Here is an 18437-nt window from a genome sequence, read left to right on the forward strand (position 1 = left end):
CATAACTCGGAAGGAACGTGAAATGCTCGCTGCGGAACGCCAGGCCCTCCTGCTCGACCGCCTCGCCAGGGACGGCAAGGTCGTGGCCAAGGAGATCGCCGCGGAATTGGGCCTCTCCGACGACAGCGTGCGCCGCGACCTGCGCGAACTCGCCGCCGCGGGCTTATGCCAGCGGGTCTACGGCGGTGCCCTGCCGGTGTCGCCCGCACTGGCGCAGTATGCCGAGCGCAGGCTCGTGGAACCCGACAGCAAGGACCGCGTCGCCGCGCGTGCGGCCCGGCTGATCATGCCGGGCAGCACCGTGATCCTCGACGGCGGCACGACCACCCTCGCGGTGGTGCAGGCGCTGCCTTCGACCCTGACCTGCACGATCATCACCCATAGCCCCACCATCGCCGCCGCGCTGGTGCCGCACGACGGCGTCGAGGTCTTCCTGCTCGGCGGCCGGCTGTTCAAGCACTCCGCGGTGACCTGTGGCGCCGCCGCGGTCGAGGCCGCCCAGGCGATCACCGCCGACCTGTTCCTACTCGGCGTCACCGGGGTGCATCCCACCGCCGGCCTGACCACCGGCGATGTGGAGGAGGCCGCGATGAAGCGGGCGCTGGCGGGCCGGGCGGCCGACACCTACGTGCTGGCGAGTGCCGAGAAGATCGGGGTGGCCTCGCCCTACCGGGTGCTGCCGTTCGACGAGATCGCGGGCCTCGTCACCGACACCGCGGCCGACGATCCGACTCTGGCCGGCCTGCGCGACGCCGGCGTCAGCATCCTGGGCATCGGCGACTGACCGTCGACCTCCCCGCTGCTGCCGCCCGCCCGCCGACCTCGGTGGCAACTGTTGCCGAATCGGACATTTGCACCCGGCGTACCGGGTGCAAATGTCCGCAACGGGAACAGTTAAGGCTGGCTTGGCGCGGGGTCGGCAGGCACAGCAGCATCGGTGCCGGCAGCCTGGGCGGGCGGGGCATCGGCCGTGGGCACGCCGACGGTGAGCCGGCGGACGCTGGGGACGGAGAGCGCCGCGAGGCTCGCGACCACGATCACCGCGGCGCAGCCGAGCAGCACCGGCGTGGTGCCCCAGGCATGCGCGAGCGGTCCCACCAGGATCTCCCCCACCGGGATGGCGATGAACGAGCCGACCGCGTCGTAGGAGTACACCCGGGCGAGCTTGCCTTGCGGAATGTTCTGTTGCAGCGACTGGTCCCAGGCCACCCCGAACTGCTCGATGGCCACCCCGCCGATGAGGAAGGCCATGACGAGCAGCGGCACCAACGGCACCAGCGCGAGTCCCACGATGGGCAAGGCCGTCACCGCGACCAGACCCACCCCGATGCCCAGGGCGTGCCGGGGTCGCCAGCGCAGCGCGAGCATCCCGCCGAGAGCGAGGCCCACGGTTTCGGCGGCGATGATCAGGCCCCAGGCGGCGCGGCCGAAGCTCTCGTCGGCCACGAGCGGGCCGAGCACCGCGATCGCTCCCACAAACGCGGCGTTCACGAGGGCGAACTGGGCCACGACCACCCACACCCAGGTGCGGCTGGAGAATTCCTGCCAGCCCTCCCGCAGCTCCCGGAAGACGCTGGCAGGGGGCGCGGCGGCGCCGGTAGCGACGGTGCGCTGTGCGTTGGGCGTGCGAACGAACGCGAAGACGATGCCGGCCAGGGCGAAGGATGCGGCATTCAGCGCGAGTCCCCAGCCGGGCCCGACCGCCGCGATCAGGATCGCGCCGAGGCTGGCACCGAGGATCGCGCCGCCGTTGAGGCTCAGCCGCAGCAGAGCGTTGGCCGGGCGCAACTCGGTGACCGGCACGGTCTGCGGCACGATCGCGGCCGAGGCCGGAAAGCTGACGGCGGCCACGGCCCCGTTGAGGATGCTGAGGACCACGAGCAACGGGATGGTGGCCGAGCCCGACAGGACGAGCGCGGCCACCACGGCCTGGGTGGCCGCGGCCGCGAGGGAGGTGCCCACGAGCAGCAGGTGCTTGGGCAGCCGGTCGGCGATCACCCCGCCGAACAGCAGCACGGCCACGTTGGCGAGGGAGCGGCTGGCTACGACGATGCCGAGGTCCACCGCGGACCCGGTGAGGTCGAGCACCGCGAAGGCGAGGGCGATCGGGGCGGCGGCGTTGCCCAGGGTGGCGATGGTGCGGGCGGTGAGCAGCCAGCGGAACGGCGCGAAGGCGAACGGACCGGCACCGCCCGGGGCGCGGTCCTGCGCCGTGCGCCCCCGAGTACCCATGCCGCAAGTCAACCACGCCGGCCCGGCCGGGCCTGCCCGGGCCCGGGCGCGGCACGTGTTGCTATTCGCTGAGGCCGAAGCGGGAGTGGATGGGGGCGGTCCAGCGCGGGGCCCACCAGAGGACTCGCTCGAGGGAGGTCATCACGGCGGGCACGAGCACGATCCGCACCAGCGTCGCATCCAGCAGCACCGCCACGGCCAGGGCCGTGCCGATCTGTTTCATCTGCATCAGCTCCCCGGTGGCGAAGCCCGCGAAGACCAGCACGATGATCAGCGCGGCCGAGGTGATGATACGGCCAGAGCTCTGCAGGCCGGTCTCGATGGACAAGCGGGTGCTCTCGCCGCGGTCGTGGTGCTCCTTGATCCGGGCGAGCAGGAACATCTCGTAGTCCATGGCGAGACCGAACCCGAAGGTGAGCACCAGGGTGAGCACGAGGGCGTCGACGCCGGAGATGGTGACGGGGTCGAAGTTGAGCAGGCCGGACAGGTTGCCCTCCTGGAACCCCCAGACCAGGACGCCGGCGGCCGCGCCCAGCGAGATCGCGCTGATCACCAGGGCGGTGAGCGGGATGATCACCGATCCGGTCATCAGGAACAGCAGCACGAAGGTGGCGAGCGCGATGATCAGCACCGCCCAGGGCGCTCCCCCGGCCAGCGAGTCGAGGTAGTCGACGGCCTGCGCGTCGGCGCCGGCGACCCAGTTGTCGAAAGCCGGCCGGTCGGCGCGGATCTGGCGCACCACGTCGTCACCCTGGTGGGTGTCGACCTCCACCCTGGACACCCAGTAGCCGTTCTGGTCGACCGGCGGCGCCACATCCGTCACCCCGGGCAGGGTGGCGACCTCGGTCGCCCAGGCGACCGCTGCGGCCTCGTCGGTGTTCGACACCAGCAGCACCCGCGGCGCGGTTGCCAGCGGGAACTCCTCGTTCAGGGTGGTGATGAAGTCGTACTGGGTGGACGAGGGCGGGATGGCGTCGCCGGCGCTGTTGGCGACCGTCATCGACAGCACGGGGCTGCTCAGCAGAAGGAGCACGGCGGTGCCGCCGAGCGCGACGAGCACCGGCGCCCGCTGCACGAGCCGGGCCAGCTTGGAGAAGACGCCTTCCGCCGGCGCGATGTCACCGAAGCGGGTGAGCCACCGGCCGACTCCGGGGATTCGGGTGAGCAGGCCGGGCTGCACCAGCCGTTCGCCGAGGTAGCCGAGCAGCGCCGGCACCAGGACCAGCGCGGTGAGGATGGCGATGAGCACCACGCAGATGGCGCCTATGGCGATGGCCCGGATGATCGACGGTTCGAACACGAGCAGCCCCGCGGTGGCGATCGCGAAGGTCAGCCCGGAGTACAACACGGTGCGTCCGGCCGTGTTGACCGTGGCGCCAACGGCCTGGAGCATCAATTCGTGACGACTGTGCCGGTGGTGCGGCAGGGTGGCCAGCTCCCCGGTTTTCAGCGGCGGCAGGTCCGCGAACGGCTCGCCGTGCGGGCCCGGCGGGGCGCCGGGGCCGCCGCCGCCCACCCGGGCCCGGAACTCCTCCCGGAACCGGCTGACCATCAGCAGGCCGTAGTCGATGGACAGGCCGAGCCCGATCACGGTGATCACGTTCATCACCGTGATGCCGATGTCCGACACGTAGGTGAAGGCGTAGAGCATCCCGAGCGCCCCGATGATCGACGCGATCGCACCGACCAGCGGGATGCCGGCGGCGAGGAAACCGCCGAAGATGATCAGCATCACCAGCAGAGCGATCGGCAGCGCGATCAGTTCGCCCTTCTGCAGGTCTGACTCGGCGACGGCGACGAGGGACTCCACGATCAGGGGCGCTCCGCCGACCTCCACCTGGGCGTTGGGGTCCAGTTGGCCGATCTCGTCGGCGGCCACCTGGAGGCGGCGCTGAACGTAGGTGAGCAGCGGATCGCTGACGGTTCCGTCTGTGGTGTCCATGGCCACGGTCAGGAGCATCCCCGCGCCGTCGGCGGAGAGCAGTGGCGCGGCCGCCGGGTTGGGGCTTCCGTCGGGCAGCGGCGGGATGACGAGCGGATTGACCACCTGGGCGACCCCGTCGACCTGTTCGAGTCGCAGGGTGGCGGAGTCGAGGATCGCGGCGAGGTCGGGTGAGGCCAGGTCGGTGGGGTGCACAAGCAAGGAGAGTGATTCGGTCTGCTGGTCGGCCGGGCCCTCGATCAGGTCGGTGGCGGTTTGGGCCTCACCGTCCACCGACGGGCCTGCGCTGGACAGCCGTTGGAAGAGACTCTCCCCGGTGACCCCGAGCAGGGCCGTGGCCAGGCAGGCGGCGAGCGCCACCGCCCAGCACAGCAGGGCGATGAGACGGTGGCGGGCGACGCTCACGCCCAGTTTTCGCAACATGGCGGGTCATTCCTCAGCTAGTGGATGCGCACCCGCTCTGCCCGGATGCGCCGGGCCGCCGGCCCTACCGCGGCCAAGCTACTCCCGTCGGGGCGCCCGTGGCGGGTCAGGGCGGGCAACTCACCCGGTTTCGACAGGCGCAACCAGCGGGTGCAAGCTCAACCAGAGGTGCGGGTGCTGGCGCAACCGGCGGTTCGGGCGCAACCGGGCGGACGGGGCTACCCTGGCGCACATGACCGCACTGGCGAAGACCATCCCGCTCGAGCAGTACTTCGCGGGCCGCGATCCGCTCGCGCGGACGCTCTTCGATGCGGTCTCTGCGGCCGTCCTGTCGATCGGTGACGCCGAGGTCCGCGTGACGACGAGCCAGATCGCATTCCGCCGGCAACGCTCCTTCGCGTGGACCTGGCTACCGGGCCAGTACCTCTCCGGCAGCGTGGCCCCGCTCGTGCTCACGGTCGACCTGGACCGGTTCGACACCTCGTCGCGGTGGAAGGAGGTGGTCGAGCCCACGCTCAACCACTTCATGCACCATCTCGAGCTGCACTCCGCGGACGATCTCGAACCCGGCGTGCTCGCCTGCCTGCGCGAGGCCTGGGCTCAGGCCGGCTGAGCGCCGTCGCGTCAACTCCTCTCGCCAAGCTCTCCCGTGGCTGTGTGGCTGACGACGACACCCGCCGCTAACCGAATTACCCGGTCGGCTCGGCGAATCACCGCAGGGTCGTGGGTGGCGCAGACGACGGCGACGCCCCGGTCGGCCTCGGCGCGGATGGCCAGGTCGATGAGCAGCAGTGCGTCACCGTCGAGCCCGGCGGCAGGTTCGTCGAGCAACAGCACATCCGCCCGTTGGGCAAGCCCCTGGGCCACCAGGGCGCGCTGGCGCTGGCCGCCGGAGAGCTCCCCGAGCGAGCGCCGCTCGAGCCCGGTCAGGCCGAGGGCGCCGATGCTGTCGGCGATGATGGCGCGATCCTCGCCGGACAGCGGCCGCCACAGGCCCCGGCGTGCCCACCTCCCCATGCTCACGGTCTCGAACACGGTGAGCGGCAGCGTGTCGGGGGCCGCGCTCCGCTGCACCACCATCGCGATCCGGCCGGCGCCCACCGCGTGGCGCTCGCCTGCCTGCCAGGGCTGGATTCCGGCCAGGACCCCGAGCAGGGTGGACTTGCCCGACCCGTTCGCGCCGGCCAGAGCGGTCACCCGGCCGGGCTCGATAGCGGCCGACACGCCGTCGAGGGCAACAGTGTGCCCATGAGTCACCCGGATGTTCCGGACGGTGATCCGCGGCGGATTCACGGGGATCTGAGGGGAGGTCCGGGTGGGTTGCATGCACCCACCTTATCAATAATGAGAACCATTATCAGTTAGAGTCGCTGTCATGACCTGGCTCACCGACCCGCTCTCAGCGGATTTCATGTTGCGCGCCCTCCTCGGTGGTGTGCTCGTGGCCGCGATCTGCGCCGTCGTGGGCACCTGGGTGGTCGTGCGGGGCATGGCGTTCCTCGGTGAGGCGATGGCGCACGGCATGCTGCCCGGTGTGGCTCTCGCCTCACTGCTGGGCCTGCCGGTGATCGTGGGCGCCGCCGTGAGTGCGCTGGTGATGAGCCTGGGTGTCGGCCTGATCACCCGCCGCGGGCGGCTCTCCTCCGACACCAGCATCGGCCTGCTCTTCGTGGGGATGCTCGCCCTCGGTGTGATCATCGTGTCGCATTCGCGCAGCTTCGCGGTGGACCTCACCGCGATCCTGTTCGGCGACGTGCTCGCCATCCAGGCCGGCGACCTGGCCGGGCTGGCCATCGCCCTCGCCGTCACCGTGGTCCTGGCCGCTCTGTTCCACCGTGCCTTCGTGGCGCTGGCCTTCGACCCGCGCCTCGCCCGCACCCTGGGCCTCCGACCGCGCCTGGCCCAGCTGGTGCTGGTCGGCCTGGTCACCCTGGCCGTGGTCGCCTCCTATGGCGCCGTCGGCTCCCTGCTCGTAGTGGGCCTGCTGCTCGCGCCCGCCGTCGCCGCAGGACATTGGCTACGCCGCATCCCCGCGATCATGCTGCTCGCCGCCCTGCTCGGCGCGGCAGCCGTGGTCGTCGGGCTCCTCGTCTCCTGGCATGCCGGCACCGCAGCCGGCGCCACGATCGCCGCCGCATCCGTGGGCCTCGTCGCCGTCTCGGCAGCCGGGCGCCGGCTCGTCAGCCTCGTTCGTGCGCACTCCGCCTTCCCTACGGCCGCACGGCCGGCCATCGCCCCCTCCATGCCCGACCAGAAAGTCGCCAGTGCCTCCCAGTAGTTCCCTGACAACCGCTCCCCTGACCACCCGAACCGTCGCATCCGTGCTCGGCGCCGCCGCTTTGCTGGGCATCACCGCCTGCTCCAGCCCAGCCGCGAGCCCAGCGCCCGCGCCAACTGCAAGCACCGCTCCGCACGGATACGTGGCCGGCGCCGCCGAAATGGCCGAACCGCAGCTGCACCTCGCCACGGTCAACTCCGCCGGCCGCCTCGACCTGCTCGATCTGCTCGACGGCACCTCCACCTCGGTCACCACCCTCGACCAGGTGAGCGGCGTCTCCACCGACGGTCGCTTCGTGTTCGCCGCGGCCGCCGAGCAGGGCGCCGTCACGATCGTCGACAGCGGCGCCTGGACCGTGGACCACGAAGACCACCAGCACTACTACCGGGCCGATCCTGCCGTGGTCGGCACCGTCACCGGCAGCGGCGCCGGCGTCACCTCCGGCGGCGGCACCCTCACCACGGTGCGCTTCGCCGACTCCGGCACCGCCGTGATCCTTGACACCGGCGACCTCGGCGACGGCACGATCACCGAGCTCGCCCGAATCGATGTCGAGCCAGGCCCCGGCATGCTGGTGCCGGTGGGCGACCGGGTGATCGCCGGGCGTACGGATGCGCCTGGCAGCGCCACGAACGGCATCGACGCCGTGCAGGTGCTCACGTCGTCCGGCGCCCCGATCGCCGGGGCGACCGCGGACTGCGCCGAGCTCTCCGGAACGATCAGCACTGCCGTCGGGGTGGTGTTCGGCTGTTCCGACGGAGCCCTGCTAGCCACGGCGGACACCGCCAGCGCAGGCGAAGGGGCGGCAGAGTCCACGATCACCTTCGAACGCATCCCGTACCCCGCCGGCGTCGCCGCCACCGACCGGGCCCTCGAGTTCGCCAACCGCGCCGGCCGGCCCACCGTGGCCGCCGTCGCCGGCGACACCGGCGCCTGGCTGCTCGACACCCGGGAGCGCCGCTGGTCGCCATTGGTGACCGACACCCCGTTGCTGCAGGTGTCGGCGGTCGACGACTCCGCCGAACACGTCGTGGCCCTCGCCGACGACGGGCGGGTGCTCGTTCTTGAGGCGGCGACCGGCAGCACCCTTGCCGCGACCGAGCCGCTGCTGCCCGCTACCCTCGCCGCCGCCGGTGCCGAGGCGCTGCTCGCCGGCGTCGAACTCACCGTGGACGCCGGCCGGGCCTACCTGAACGCCCCAGCCGACGGGCTGGTCTACGAGATCGACTACGCCGACGGCGCGCGTATCGCCCGCACCTTCCCCATCGACGGCGAACCACGCTTCCTCGCCGAGACGGGCCGGTAGACCGATGCGCTCCATCCGCTCCCTCTCCCTGGCCCTCGCCGCGGCCGTCGGCCTCGGCGCCCTATCCGGCTGCGCCGCCCCGGCCGGCGACCGGCCGCTCATCGTGGTGACCACCAACATCCTCGGCGACGTCGTAGGGAACATCGTCGGCGACCAGGCCGAGGTTCTCACCCTGATGCGCCCCAACTCCGACCCGCACTCGTTCGAGATCTCCGCACAGGAGGCCGCGCGCATCCTGCGCGCCGACCTCGTGGTGTCCAACGGTCTCGGACTCGAGGAGGGCCTGCAACAGCAGCTCGACGCGGCGGATACGGCGGGGGTGGCGATGCTTGCCGCGGGCACCGTGATCGACCCGCTGCCCTACGCCAGCGGCACCGGCAGCGACACGGCCGACCCGCACTTCTGGACCGATCCGGCCCGCATGGTCGAGGTCGTCGAGGCCGTCACCGCGGCCGTGCGGACCGACGTGGCGGGCGTCGATGCCGCCCTGATCGAGGCGCAGGCCGCGGCATACACGACCGAGCTGCAGGCCCTCGACGCCGAGATGACCACGGCCTTCGCCACCATCGGGTCCGAGCGCCGCAACCTGGTCACCAACCACCACGTCTTCGGCTACCTGGCCGACAGGTTCGATTTCACCGTCGTGGGCGCCGTGATCCCGGGCGGCTCCACCCTCGCCGCACCGAGCGCCTCAGACCTGCAGAGCCTCGTCGACGCGATCGACACCGCCGGCGTCGCCACCATCTTCGCCGAGTCCTCCCAGCCCGACCGGCTCGTGCAAGTGCTCGCCGACGAGGCCGGCCTCGACGTGGCCGTGGTGGAACTGTTCACCGAATCGCTCAGCGAACCGGGGGCGGGCGCCGACAGCTACCTCACCATGATGCGCACCAACACCGAGCGCATCACCACCGGGCTCTCCCCCTAATCGGGCGCCCTCCAACACAGAAAAGAAAACATGAGAACACAGCACCGCAGCACGGCCTTCGCAGCCGTCATCGCCGCCTCGGCCGTCCTCCTGTCCGCCTGCGCCTCCACGGATGCCGCCCCGCGAGACTCCGGCTCGGCCACCGGCACCACCACGACCGCCGCGCAACCCCGGGTCGCCCTCACCTACGATGGCGGGCTCTACGTGCTCGACGGCGACACCCTGGACCTCGAAGCCGACCTGCCCCTGGCCGGGTTCAACAGACTGAACACCGCCGGGGACGGCCGGCACGTGCTGGTCACCACCGCCGACGGTTTCCGGGTGCTCGACACCGGCACCTGGACCGATTCCTCCGGCGATGCCCAGACCGCGGACCCCGCGCTCACCGACCTGGTCTTCGAGGCTCCGGCCGCCGGGCATGTGGTCAGGCACGGCGACAAGACCATCCTCTACGCCGACGGCACCGGCGACACCACGATCTTCGAGACCACAGCGTTGCTCGAAGCCCCCGACAAACTGCCGGCCACCGAGGTCATTCCCGCCGAAGCCGCGCACCACGGCGTGTCCATCGAGCTTGAAGACGGCACCCTGCTCAGCACGGTCGGCACCTCGGAGGCTCGCACCGGCATCCGCGTGCTGAACGCCGACCGGGAGGAGACCGCCCGCAACGCCGAGTGCCCCTCGGTACATGGCGAAGGCGCGGCCGCGAACGAGGTGGCCGTGTTCGGCTGCAGCGACGGCGTGCTGGTCTACGACGACGGCAAGATCAGCAAGATCGCGGCGCCGGACGCCTACGGCCGCACCGGCAATATGTACGTTTCCGAGACCTCCACCATTGCCGTGGGTGACTACAACTCCGACCCCGACTCCGAGGGCTACCTGCTGAGCGAGCTGGTGCTCGTGGACACCGTGGCCAAGACCTCCACGGTGATCGACCTGCCGACCGGCGTGGAATACACCTGGCGGGGCGTTTCCCGCGGCCCGAACGACGAGGCCCTGATCCTGGCCTCGGACGGCTCGCTCTACGTGCTTGACCCCGAGACCGGCGAGCTCGGCGATTCCTTCCCGGTGATCGGTGCCTGGGAGAGCCCTGTCGAGTGGCAGGATGCCCACCCGGCGCTCGTCGTGATCGGCAGCACCGCTTACGTGACCGAACCGGCCACGAACTCGCTGCACGCCGTCGACCTCACCACCGGAAAGGTCGTCACCTCTGTGGAGCTGCCGACCACGCCGAACGAGATCGCGGTCGTCACCGGCTAGCGATCTCGCGGCGGCGGGTCCGCTCAGCCGTTGTAGGCCTGAGCGCAGGACTCGTCGCCGGCGGGTGTTGCTACGAGCTGGCCTCGGGGACGAAACGACTGACGACCTCTGCGCGGCTTTCGTCTTCGCTGGCGAAGACTCCACCGTTCGCGACGATGTCCGGCGTGATCTCCTCGAAAACGATCCGGACGTCGTCGCGACGAGCGCCCAGGGTCAGAACGGCACTGTTGGTGACGTCTTGAACAAAAGCCCGGCGCTGGTTGATGTCGCGGCCCGCGAGTAGTTGAACGGTGATATTGGGCATGTGTGCTCCTTATTGTTGTCGCCCGCTGAATCGGCAGGCAAGTTGGGTTTTTTGGCTCAGGCGATGGTGTTGCTCAGGGTGCCGATGCCGGCGAGGGTGATGTCGACGGTGTCGCCCGGTTGCACGGGGAGGTCGGTGCCGGGGGCTCCGGTGAGCACCACGTCGCCGGGCTCGAGGGTGAGCCACTTCGTCACGTAGACGAGAGTGGCAGCGACCGAGGAGGGTAGGTTGAACGAGCCCGAGTTGGCCACGACGGCTCCGTTGATGACCACCTCGGTGGCGACGTTCTCCGGGTCGGCCAGTTCGGTTTCGATCCACGGGCCGAGCGGGGTGTAGTTCTTGCCGCTCTTGCCCTGAAAGTTGCGCTGGTCGATCGGGCACTGATCCACGTTGGTGACGTCATTGGCCACCGTGTAGCCGAGTACGGCCTCGAAGGCATTCTCGAGAGTGAGGTTCGTGGCCGAGGTGCCGATCACGACGGCGAGCTCGCCCTCGATGTTCACGGTGCCCACGTCCCGCACCGCGTAGATGTCGTCGCCGGAGCCCGCGACGGAGTGCACCGACTTGTGCCAGGCCTGCATGGGCAGGGGGTGGCCCGGCTGGTTGTGGCCGATGCCGACCACCACGCGCGGGTCGACGGATGCGAGGAGCACGGCTTCGTCGGCCGGGATCGAGTCCCCGGTGTAGACCAGGGGCGCGGCGAATGGGCTGGCGATCACGTGCCAGCGGTCACCCAGGGCGACTGCGTGACGGGGGCCGGCGGGGGTGTCAAGCCTGGCGATGCGCATGAGCTACTTTCCGAAAGAGGAGTGAAAAGACGAACAGGGCGCCGTGCGTGCACACGGCGCCCCTCCTATGGGTGCTGGGTTACTTCGTGGCGAGCGTGGCGCGGGTGCTCTCGCCGATGATGCCGTGTTCCCAACGACCCTCGTTCAGGTCCTTGGCGATGCGACGGTACTTGTCATCGCTCACGTTGTAGACGAAGTAGACGATGACGGCGGCGATGGTGAGAGCGACGGCCGGGTACAGCGTCATCACGGCCTTGATGCCGAGCAGTGTCCCCTCCGACTGGCTGGTCGCCTGGGCGACATAGCCCGAGACGGCCAGCATGCCGGCACCGACTAGGGCGGCGAGGGACTGGGAGACCTTGCGCGAGAAGCTGAAGGCGGCGTAGGTCATGCCTTCGCGGCGCACGCCCGTGTGCCACTCGCCGTAGTCGATGGTGTCGGAGACGAAGGCCCAGGTGATGCCGTTCGGGATCGACAGCGCGACGTACCCGATGGTGACGAGGATCATGAACGTCCACAGGTTGGTCGGGATGATGAAGTTCAAGCCGTTGGCGACAACCGCGACGGCGAAGCTCACCATGACGGTGCGCTTCTTGCCGAAGCGCACGACCAGCTTCGGGATGAACATGATGCCCACGATGGAGGCACCGATCATCACGAAGTTGAGCACGGCCATCAGGGCGATGTTGCCCAGGTTGAACTCGGCGAAGAAGATCATCATCATGTTGTTCACGTTCATCGAGGAGATGGTGAACAGGCTCATCAACACCAGGCCGAGAAGCGGGCGGTTGGTGAGCACGGCGCGGCCGTAGTCCTTGAGGCTCGTCTTCTCCTTATTGGCTTCCCGGTTCACGACGACGTGTTCCTTGGTGCCCTTGTAGCAGATCCAGAAGCAGATGATGCCGAGCACGGCCATGACGACGGCGGCCCACATATAGTTCCGGGAGGTCATGCCACCGAGCATCATCATGATCGGGATGAAGGCGATGCCGCAGATCCACTGGGCGCCGAGCGAACCGGCCTGGCGGGAGGTGGCCAGCTGGGCGCGTTCCTTGATGTTGCGGGTCATCACCGAGGCGAGCGAACCGTACGGGCCGTTGGCGAAGGAGAAGGTAGCGCCCCAGATGGCGTAGGAACCGGCGGCGAAGGCGATCTTCCAGCCCAGCGACACGTCGGGCATGGTGAAGGTGACGACGGTCATCACGGCAAGGATGCAGGCGGAGACCATCATGACCGGGCGGAACTTGCCGCGCTTGCCGACCTTGCGGCCGTCGATGAAGAGCGCCGCGACGGTGTCCATCACGGCGTCGAAGAGCTTGACCAGAACAAAGATCAGCGCCACAACTGCCGGGCCGATGCCGGCCGTGTCGATCCAGAACTTGGTCAGATAGACCTGGCCGAGGTCGAACATGAACCCGTTACCGAGGTCACCGACCCCGTAAGCCACCTTCTCCTTCCCGGTCAGGGTTCCTTCAGCCTCATCAGCTGCGACGACGGGCGCTGCGTCCGGGACGACGTCAATGTTGTCTTGGATACTCATGGGGCGCTATCACTCTTTCGGTTGCAATCAGTGGGTAGTGCGGGCGACGTTGCCGTGAGCGGCAGGCCGGAAGGGTTCCAGGCGCGGCCGCCGGCGTGGCCGGGGCAGCAGGGAGGACGTGGTCAGCCGAAGCTGGTGCGGGCGCCGAGCGCCGGCGAGGTGGGCGTGGATGCGTGCGCGTTCACTGGTTCCTCCTCGTTGAGCTTCAGTGCCAAGAAGCGGATTCCGCTGGGCGGAACGCATGGCCGTGGTACAGACTTAGAGTAGGTGTGCTACGCCTGATTCAAACGGGACTAAAGTCCTATTTTCGCAAAAAGAGTTCCGCTCCCCGGTTAAATACTGGTAGGTTGTTCCGCGAGACGGAACGTCAGGCTCTGCCGCGGCATCCGCCAGCAGATGACCCATACCTCCAGAGGAAATGAGAAAAACAATGCAGTTGCGTCATTCCACCAATCCCGCCCAAATCCGCAGTTTCGATACCGCGGCCCTGCGCGAGAACTACCTCGTCGACGACCTCTTCGCCGATGACGAGTTCCGCGCCACCTATACCCATGAAGATCGCATCGTGCTCGGCGGCGCCCGCCCGGTGACCGGCCCGATCACGCTCGGAAGATACGACGCGCTCCGCACTGACACGTTCTTCGAAAACCGCGAGGCGGGCATCGTCAACGTCGGCGGCGCCGGCACCATCTCGGTCGACGGCACCGCCTACGACCTCGAGCCGGGAGCGTGCCTCTATATCGGGCGCGGAGTGAGGGATGTGGTATTCGCCAGCGCCGACGGGGCCGCACCGGCCGCGTTCTACCTGTTCTCCGCCACCGCCCACACCGCGTACCCGACCACGCTGGTCGGCAAGGGCCAGGGCACCGTGCGCGAGCTGGGCGACGCCACCACCTCCAACGAGCGCACCATCAACCAGTACATCCACGCCAATGGCGTGCAGAGCTGCCAGGTTGTGATGGGCGTCACGGTGCTGAGCACCGGCAGCATGTGGAACACCATGCCGGCCCACACCCACGACCGTCGCACCGAGTGCTACCTGTACTTCGACCTCGCTCCGGAACACCGCGTTATCCACCTGATGGGCGAACCGACCGAAAGCCGTCACCTGGTCGTGGCCAACAACGAGGCGATCATCTCCCCGAGCTGGTCACTGCACAGCGGATTCGGCACCGGCAGTTACTCATTCGTTTGGGCGATGGCAGGCGAGAACAAGGCCTTCGACGACATGGACCACGTGCAGCCGGCCGAACTGAGATAGTCGCTCAGCCGCCGTTCACTTCTGCGCAGGACTCGTCGTCGGCCGTGCGCCCGGTGAGACCGTCCAACGCCACGGGAGGCGGCGTCGGTGTCGCGGGCGGCGCCGCGGCATCCGTTTCGCCGGGGGCCTCTGGGGTCTCGGCCGGCGGTCCGAGGACGAGCGGTTCGTCGGTGGGCGGGGCTGCACCGAGGGTGAACGGCTCGTCGGCGGCGATCTTGGCGAACATCGTGTCGGCGAGGCCCTGCAGCGGAACCACCTTGCCGGGGAAGGCCGGATCCTCCGTGGTGCCCGGATACTGCACGAAGACCAGCCTGTCCAGGTCGATGTCCGCCAACGCCAGCGCCATCGACACCATGGTGTCGGTGTGGGCGAGGCTCGTGGAGAGACTGATATTGCCGGCCGCCGCATTGGCCAGGGTGTACAGCCTGGGCAGGTCGGTCAAGGTGCCGTCGCCCCGCACCGTGCGCATGAGCGAGGCCAGGTACAGCTGCTGCGACGAGATACGGGCCAGGTCGCTGCCGTCGCCGACGCCGTGACGGCTGCGCAGGAAGGCCAGGGCGGTATCGCCGGACACGACACTGGTGCCGGCGGGCAGGGAGAGGCCCGCCTTCGGGTCGTCGACGGGTTCGGACAGGCAGATCGGCACGCCGCCGACGGCATCGCTGAGTCGAACCACACCGGCGAATGAGGTCAGTCCCGCGTAGGGGATCTCCAGCCCGGTGAGTTCTTCCACGGTGCTGACCACGCAGGGCAGACCGCCGCGGCCCATCGCCTCGTTCACCGGGGCGGCAGCCAGTTCGCCGACCACCGCGCCGGTGGCGGTATCGATACATTCGGGATGCGCCACCACGAGATCTCTGGGGATGCTCACGACCACGGCGTTGCTGTGGTCGGCTGACACGTGCACCAGGATGTTCACGTCGTTGAGGGTGGTCTCCCGCACGCCGTACGTCGCGCCCTGGGCCGAGTCGTTGTCGACGCCGACGATGAGCAGGTTGAAACCGTTCTCGTAGCTGCCGATCCCCGGGGGCGGATCGGCGTCGGCGTCGGGACCGTCGATGTCGATCGAGTTGGCGACCACCGCACTGCGGAACTGCCAGAGCGCGAACGCCGTGACGGCCCCGCCGCTGACGAGGAGCACGGCCAGGCCCAGGGCCACCGCGCTCAGCACCCCCGTCACGGCGTGGGGCCTCTTCAGTCGTCCATGCCGGGCAATGCCCGTCGTGTGCTGCAGTTCGGTCACCGGTCGGCCCATCCGTTGCACGGCTCGAGAGGGAATCTAGCTTGCTGCTAGGCCTCTCGCACGGAGCATAGTCTGGCGGGGGAACCGCGGCCAGAGGGTCGACGATGGAGCGAACCGCGGGTGGGTCAGACCGAAACGTCTCCGCCCCAGCCGCCGGCCTGGTTGGCCGGGTTCTCCACGAAGGTCTTGAACTGCTTGAGGTCCTTGCGGATCACGTGGTCGTCGACGCCGAACACGGCACCGACCTTCTCGAGGAAGCCTTCGGCCTCCCAGTCCAGCTGCACGGTGACCCTGGACGTCGTGTCGCTGAGTCGGTGGAAGGTGACCACGCCGGCGTGCTTCTCGTCACCGGAGATACTCTTCCAGGCGACGCGCTCGTCGGGGTGCTGCTCGGTGATCTCAGCATCGAACTCACGTTCGGCTCCGCCGATCTTCACCTTCCAGTGCGTGTGGGTGTCGTCCTGTTGCGTGATGCTCTCGACGAAGTCGAGGAAGTGCGGGAAAGACTCGAACTGGGTCCACTGGTTGTACGCGGTCCGCACGGGAACGTCTACGTCGATTGTCTCGATTACCTGGGTCACGGGATTCATCCTCTATTCCTTGAGCGGGCGCCCCGTCTTACCGATCATGACTCGGTCTCGCCGATCAGGTCTGGCGGACGGGTCACAGCCGGGTGGGCGGACTGGGTAGTGCGATGTGTTCGTCTTACCTATGACGCATTCACGCGCCCATTCGTCACGGCGGCGGCCGAATTCTTAGCCGAATCCGGCCGCCGGAGGCGACTTACGCCTTGCCGACCGGGCGGGTCGAGTCCTTCGCGGTGGGCTTCCGGGGCTTCCGGTCCTCCGCGCTGACCATCCAGATGTACTGCTCGAGCTTCAGAATGAAGCCGTTCAAGATATCGGCGCTGGCCGGGTCTTCTTCATCGACAGCCTCGTGAATTTCACGGATGTTGTCGACGGTAGCGGTGAGCAGCGCCGTGACCAGGCCCACGGTTTCGGTGGTGTCGACCTCGCCAGCGGGGAACTTGGGCAGGTGCGTGGTCTTGGTGACGGTTTCCGTGCGGCCGTCGGGCAGGGCGTCGAGGGCGCGCATCCGCTCGGCCAGCTCATCGGTGAAGATTCGGGCGTCGTCGATAATCTCGTCGAGCTGCAGGTGCAGGTCGCGGAAGTTCTTTCCCACGACGCTCCAGTGCGCCTGCTTGCCCTGGACGTGCAGTTCGATCAGGTCGACCAGGACCGACTGCAGGTTGCTGCCGAGTTCTGCGGATGCCTTCATGGAATTCCCTTCGTCACCGGCGGGAATGGATTTCGGCCGAATGGTCGGCCGATGCCCCGCCTGTTCTGAGAGCACACACTAGCAGCGGTCGCCGACAAAACCGCGACTCAGGACGCTCTCGGTTCCGGCCGGGGTTTTCGGGGCTTTTGCGATGAGAGCTTCGGCGATTCCTGCGAGTCAGCGCCGCGGGTGTGGCTTGCGCTGGTGTTTCGGCGTCGGCCAAGATGGAGGCGCCACCAGTGCCAATTTTCTTGGGGTTCGCGCACCGGGTGGCATTTTCTGACTGTGTGCGCACACCGCCCTGCGCTCTGGACCCCAGCATCGGTTGAAAGGCACCACTATGTCCCGCAATACCGCACGCCTGCGCACCGGTTTAATCATCGCCGCTTTCTCGGTCGGCGCGCTGACCCTCTCCGGGTGCACCGCGATCAGCGACCTGTTTCCCCAGCAAGCGGCACGGGATGCCGAGACTCAGGAGATCAGCGAGGCCGGTGAGGCCGATGTCTTCTCGCTGGCGGTCGGCGACTGCTTCAACGACCAGGACGCCGACGCGGTCGAGAGCGTAACGGCCATTCCGTGTGCGGATGCCCATGACTTCGAGGCCTACTTCGCCTTCGACGTGAGCGAGGATGGCGCCTTCCCCGGTGACGAGGCCCTCGCCCAGATCGCGGAGGAACGCTGTGTCGCCGAGTTCGCCACCTTTATCGGCAAGTCCTACGAAGAATCCACCCTGGACTTCAACTACCTCTCCCCCAGCGAGGGCAGCTGGGACAGCGGAGACCGAGAAATTCTCTGCCTCGCCATGGCGGAGAACAAGACCACCGGCTCACTCGCCGGCACCGGCATTTAGCCCCACCCGACCGGGGAACACCGCCGGAGCAGTGCCGCCCACGGCCGGCACATAGAAAACTCTAAGGCGGCGTGCAGCGCACATTCAGCGCACAGGGCGTACGGTTACACCTGGAGTTCCCCCACTCCAACGATTGGCCCCGGTGCCAGCTCCCTTTCCCCCAAAGCGTGAGCGGTGCCGGGGCTTTTTTACGCCCGGGCGCCTCCGCCCGCCAGGCAGGGGCTCAGAGCGCGGGGAGAACCGCGGTTTCCGACTCGCTGTAGCGGATGGTGATCTCCCCGGTCGGGTCCAGCCCGGCCGGTGTCGTGAGCACGTGGGTGCGCAGCTTCATGTCGGCCGTGCAGGTCGGGCCGCCGCTCTGCCCGATCTCGATGCTCAGGGTGCGACTGTCATCGACGACCATCGACACCGGGTAGCTGGGGCAGCTCGAGCTGCCACCCAGGACGATCGCGAACCGGTCGCCGCCATCGAGCCAACCCGCGGTGGGGAACGGTGCCAGCAGGTTGGCCTCCTCATCTGCCGGCGCGGGCGTCGTGATCGCCTCGTCGGGCAGCATCCCGTCGTACGCGGACGCGGCGATCGACGCCGATCAGCCGGCCACGCCCATGACGCAGACCAGCCCGATGCAGACCGACCCTGCACGGACCAACCCAGTGCGGACCAACCCAGTGCGGACCAACCCCGCGCCGCCCCTCCGCACCGTTCTGGGCATCCTCATGCCCCCACCCTAGATCCGGGAGGTGAACCAAACGGCCTGTTCGGCCCGGCCGGGGCAATCCATCAGGAGTTATGCCCGATGCCGGGCCG

18 protein-coding genes are annotated in these 18437 nt (G+C 68.7%); 8 read left to right on the top strand and 10 right to left on the bottom strand.

Annotated features, from left to right (window positions below; translation table 11 throughout):
- Positions 1–22: 22 nt before the first annotated feature.
- Positions 23–784 (top strand): DeoR/GlpR family DNA-binding transcription regulator, encoded by a 762-nt coding sequence (locus E3O57_RS18220; RefSeq protein ID WP_103480028.1) that lies wholly within the window; start codon positions 23–25, stop codon positions 782–784.
- 110 nt (positions 785–894) lie between these two features.
- On the opposite strand, the gene E3O57_RS18225 is transcribed toward E3O57_RS18220, so the two are convergent.
- The gene (locus tag E3O57_RS18225) at positions 895–2232 is read right to left on the bottom strand and encodes an MFS transporter (protein WP_103480029.1); all 1338 of its coding nucleotides are present in this window, start codon (positions 2230–2232) and stop codon (positions 895–897) included.
- Between the two features lie 61 nt (positions 2233–2293).
- Positions 2294–4597 (bottom strand): MMPL family transporter, encoded by a 2304-nt coding sequence (locus E3O57_RS18230; protein ID WP_103480030.1) that lies wholly within the window; start codon positions 4595–4597, stop codon positions 2294–2296.
- A gap of 232 nt (positions 4598–4829) precedes the next feature.
- Here E3O57_RS18230 and E3O57_RS18235 point away from each other — a divergent pair, with 232 nt between their 5' ends.
- Positions 4830–5210 carry a DUF5655 domain-containing protein gene (locus E3O57_RS18235; protein ID WP_088457692.1) on the top strand — a complete coding sequence of 127 codons (381 nt, stop codon included), beginning with the start codon at positions 4830–4832 and terminating at the stop codon, positions 5208–5210.
- Between the two features lie 11 nt (positions 5211–5221).
- Here the strand turns inward: E3O57_RS18235 and aztA are convergent, their stop codons facing one another.
- Positions 5222–5923: a zinc ABC transporter ATP-binding protein AztA gene (gene aztA / locus E3O57_RS18240; RefSeq protein ID WP_103460205.1), complete on the bottom strand. Its 702-nt coding sequence runs from the start codon at positions 5921–5923 to the stop codon at positions 5222–5224.
- A 49-nt stretch (positions 5924–5972) separates the two neighbouring features.
- Between aztA and aztB the strand changes: the two genes are divergently transcribed.
- The 4 genes from aztB to aztD are packed head-to-tail and all read left to right on the top strand — an operon-like array spanning position 5973 to position 10366.
- Positions 5973–6875 (top strand): zinc ABC transporter permease AztB, encoded by a 903-nt coding sequence (gene aztB / locus E3O57_RS18245; protein WP_103460204.1) that lies wholly within the window; start codon positions 5973–5975, stop codon positions 6873–6875.
- Complete coding sequence (locus tag E3O57_RS18250) at positions 6862–8181, top strand: ABC transporter (RefSeq protein WP_241990499.1); 1320 nt, start codon at positions 6862–6864, stop codon at positions 8179–8181. Before aztB ends, E3O57_RS18250 begins: the two co-directional genes overlap by 14 nt.
- A gap of 4 nt (positions 8182–8185) precedes the next feature.
- Positions 8186–9106, top strand: a complete 921-nt coding sequence (aztC, locus tag E3O57_RS18255) for a zinc ABC transporter substrate-binding protein AztC (protein WP_103460203.1) — start codon at positions 8186–8188, stop codon at positions 9104–9106.
- A 30-nt stretch (positions 9107–9136) separates the two neighbouring features.
- Positions 9137–10366, top strand: a complete 1230-nt coding sequence (aztD, locus tag E3O57_RS18260) for a zinc metallochaperone AztD (RefSeq protein WP_103480031.1) — start codon at positions 9137–9139, stop codon at positions 10364–10366.
- A gap of 70 nt (positions 10367–10436) precedes the next feature.
- Here the strand turns inward: aztD and E3O57_RS18265 are convergent, their stop codons facing one another.
- From E3O57_RS18265 to E3O57_RS18275, 3 genes are all read right to left on the bottom strand, one after another.
- On the bottom strand, positions 10437–10670 hold the full coding sequence (locus E3O57_RS18265) for a tautomerase family protein (protein ID WP_103460201.1): 234 nt from the start codon (positions 10668–10670) through the stop codon (positions 10437–10439).
- 56 nt (positions 10671–10726) lie between these two features.
- Positions 10727–11458 (bottom strand): fumarylacetoacetate hydrolase family protein, encoded by a 732-nt coding sequence (locus E3O57_RS18270; RefSeq protein ID WP_103460200.1) that lies wholly within the window; start codon positions 11456–11458, stop codon positions 10727–10729.
- A 79-nt stretch (positions 11459–11537) separates the two neighbouring features.
- On the bottom strand, positions 11538–12998 hold the full coding sequence (locus E3O57_RS18275) for a glycoside-pentoside-hexuronide (GPH):cation symporter (protein ID WP_103460199.1): 1461 nt from the start codon (positions 12996–12998) through the stop codon (positions 11538–11540).
- Positions 12999–13428: 430 nt separating this feature from the next.
- Between E3O57_RS18275 and kduI the strand changes: the two genes are divergently transcribed.
- Complete coding sequence (kduI, locus tag E3O57_RS18280) at positions 13429–14259, top strand: 5-dehydro-4-deoxy-D-glucuronate isomerase (protein ID WP_103460198.1); 831 nt, start codon at positions 13429–13431, stop codon at positions 14257–14259.
- A gap of 4 nt (positions 14260–14263) precedes the next feature.
- Here the strand turns inward: kduI and E3O57_RS18285 are convergent, their stop codons facing one another.
- From E3O57_RS18285 to E3O57_RS18295, 3 genes are all read right to left on the bottom strand, one after another.
- Positions 14264–15502 (bottom strand): LCP family protein, encoded by a 1239-nt coding sequence (locus tag E3O57_RS18285; RefSeq protein ID WP_241990500.1) that lies wholly within the window; start codon positions 15500–15502, stop codon positions 14264–14266.
- Positions 15503–15627: 125 nt separating this feature from the next.
- Complete coding sequence (locus E3O57_RS18290; RefSeq protein WP_103480074.1) at positions 15628–16083, bottom strand: SRPBCC family protein; 456 nt, start codon at positions 16081–16083, stop codon at positions 15628–15630.
- Positions 16084–16285: 202 nt separating this feature from the next.
- A complete protein-coding gene (locus E3O57_RS18295) occupies positions 16286–16780 on the bottom strand; it encodes a Dps family protein (RefSeq protein ID WP_088457703.1) in 495 nt (164 codons plus the stop codon).
- A 340-nt stretch (positions 16781–17120) separates the two neighbouring features.
- Between E3O57_RS18295 and E3O57_RS18305 the strand changes: the two genes are divergently transcribed.
- Positions 17121–17630 carry a septum formation family protein gene (locus E3O57_RS18305; RefSeq protein ID WP_103480033.1) on the top strand — a complete coding sequence of 170 codons (510 nt, stop codon included), beginning with the start codon at positions 17121–17123 and terminating at the stop codon, positions 17628–17630.
- Between the two features lie 223 nt (positions 17631–17853).
- Here E3O57_RS18305 and E3O57_RS18310 read toward each other — a convergent pair whose 3' ends face one another.
- Complete coding sequence (locus E3O57_RS18310) at positions 17854–18186, bottom strand: hypothetical protein (RefSeq protein WP_103480034.1); 333 nt, start codon at positions 18184–18186, stop codon at positions 17854–17856.
- Positions 18187–18437: the final 251 nt, after the last annotated feature.

The organism is Cryobacterium sp. TMN-39-2 (assembly GCF_004402745.1).
Taxonomy (GTDB): domain Bacteria; phylum Actinomycetota; class Actinomycetes; order Actinomycetales; family Microbacteriaceae; genus Cryobacterium; species Cryobacterium zongtaii.

Excerpts from the sequence above, each read along its gene's own strand:
- E3O57_RS18220 (WP_103480028.1), top strand. The coding sequence starts at position 23 with ATGCTCGCTGCGGAACGCCAGGCCCTCCTGCTCGACCGCCTCGCCAGG.
- E3O57_RS18225 (WP_103480029.1), bottom strand. The coding sequence starts at position 2,232 with ATGGGTACTCGGGGGCGCACGGCGCAGGACCGCGCCCCGGGCGGTGCC.
- E3O57_RS18230 (WP_103480030.1), bottom strand. The coding sequence starts at position 4,597 with ATGTTGCGAAAACTGGGCGTGAGCGTCGCCCGCCACCGTCTCATCGCC.
- E3O57_RS18235 (WP_088457692.1), top strand. The coding sequence starts at position 4,830 with ATGACCGCACTGGCGAAGACCATCCCGCTCGAGCAGTACTTCGCGGGC.
- aztA (WP_103460205.1), bottom strand. The coding sequence starts at position 5,923 with ATGCAACCCACCCGGACCTCCCCTCAGATCCCCGTGAATCCGCCGCGG.
- aztB (WP_103460204.1), top strand. The coding sequence starts at position 5,973 with ATGACCTGGCTCACCGACCCGCTCTCAGCGGATTTCATGTTGCGCGCC.
- aztC (WP_103460203.1), top strand. The coding sequence starts at position 8,186 with ATGCGCTCCATCCGCTCCCTCTCCCTGGCCCTCGCCGCGGCCGTCGGC.
- aztD (WP_103480031.1), top strand. The coding sequence starts at position 9,137 with ATGAGAACACAGCACCGCAGCACGGCCTTCGCAGCCGTCATCGCCGCC.
- E3O57_RS18265 (WP_103460201.1), bottom strand. The coding sequence starts at position 10,670 with ATGCCCAATATCACCGTTCAACTACTCGCGGGCCGCGACATCAACCAG.
- E3O57_RS18270 (WP_103460200.1), bottom strand. The coding sequence starts at position 11,458 with ATGCGCATCGCCAGGCTTGACACCCCCGCCGGCCCCCGTCACGCAGTC.
- E3O57_RS18275 (WP_103460199.1), bottom strand. The coding sequence starts at position 12,998 with ATGAGTATCCAAGACAACATTGACGTCGTCCCGGACGCAGCGCCCGTC.
- kduI (WP_103460198.1), top strand. The coding sequence starts at position 13,429 with ATGCAGTTGCGTCATTCCACCAATCCCGCCCAAATCCGCAGTTTCGAT.
- E3O57_RS18295 (WP_088457703.1), bottom strand. The coding sequence starts at position 16,780 with ATGAAGGCATCCGCAGAACTCGGCAGCAACCTGCAGTCGGTCCTGGTC.
- E3O57_RS18305 (WP_103480033.1), top strand. The coding sequence starts at position 17,121 with ATGTCCCGCAATACCGCACGCCTGCGCACCGGTTTAATCATCGCCGCT.
- E3O57_RS18310 (WP_103480034.1), bottom strand. The coding sequence starts at position 18,186 with ATGCTGCCCGACGAGGCGATCACGACGCCCGCGCCGGCAGATGAGGAG.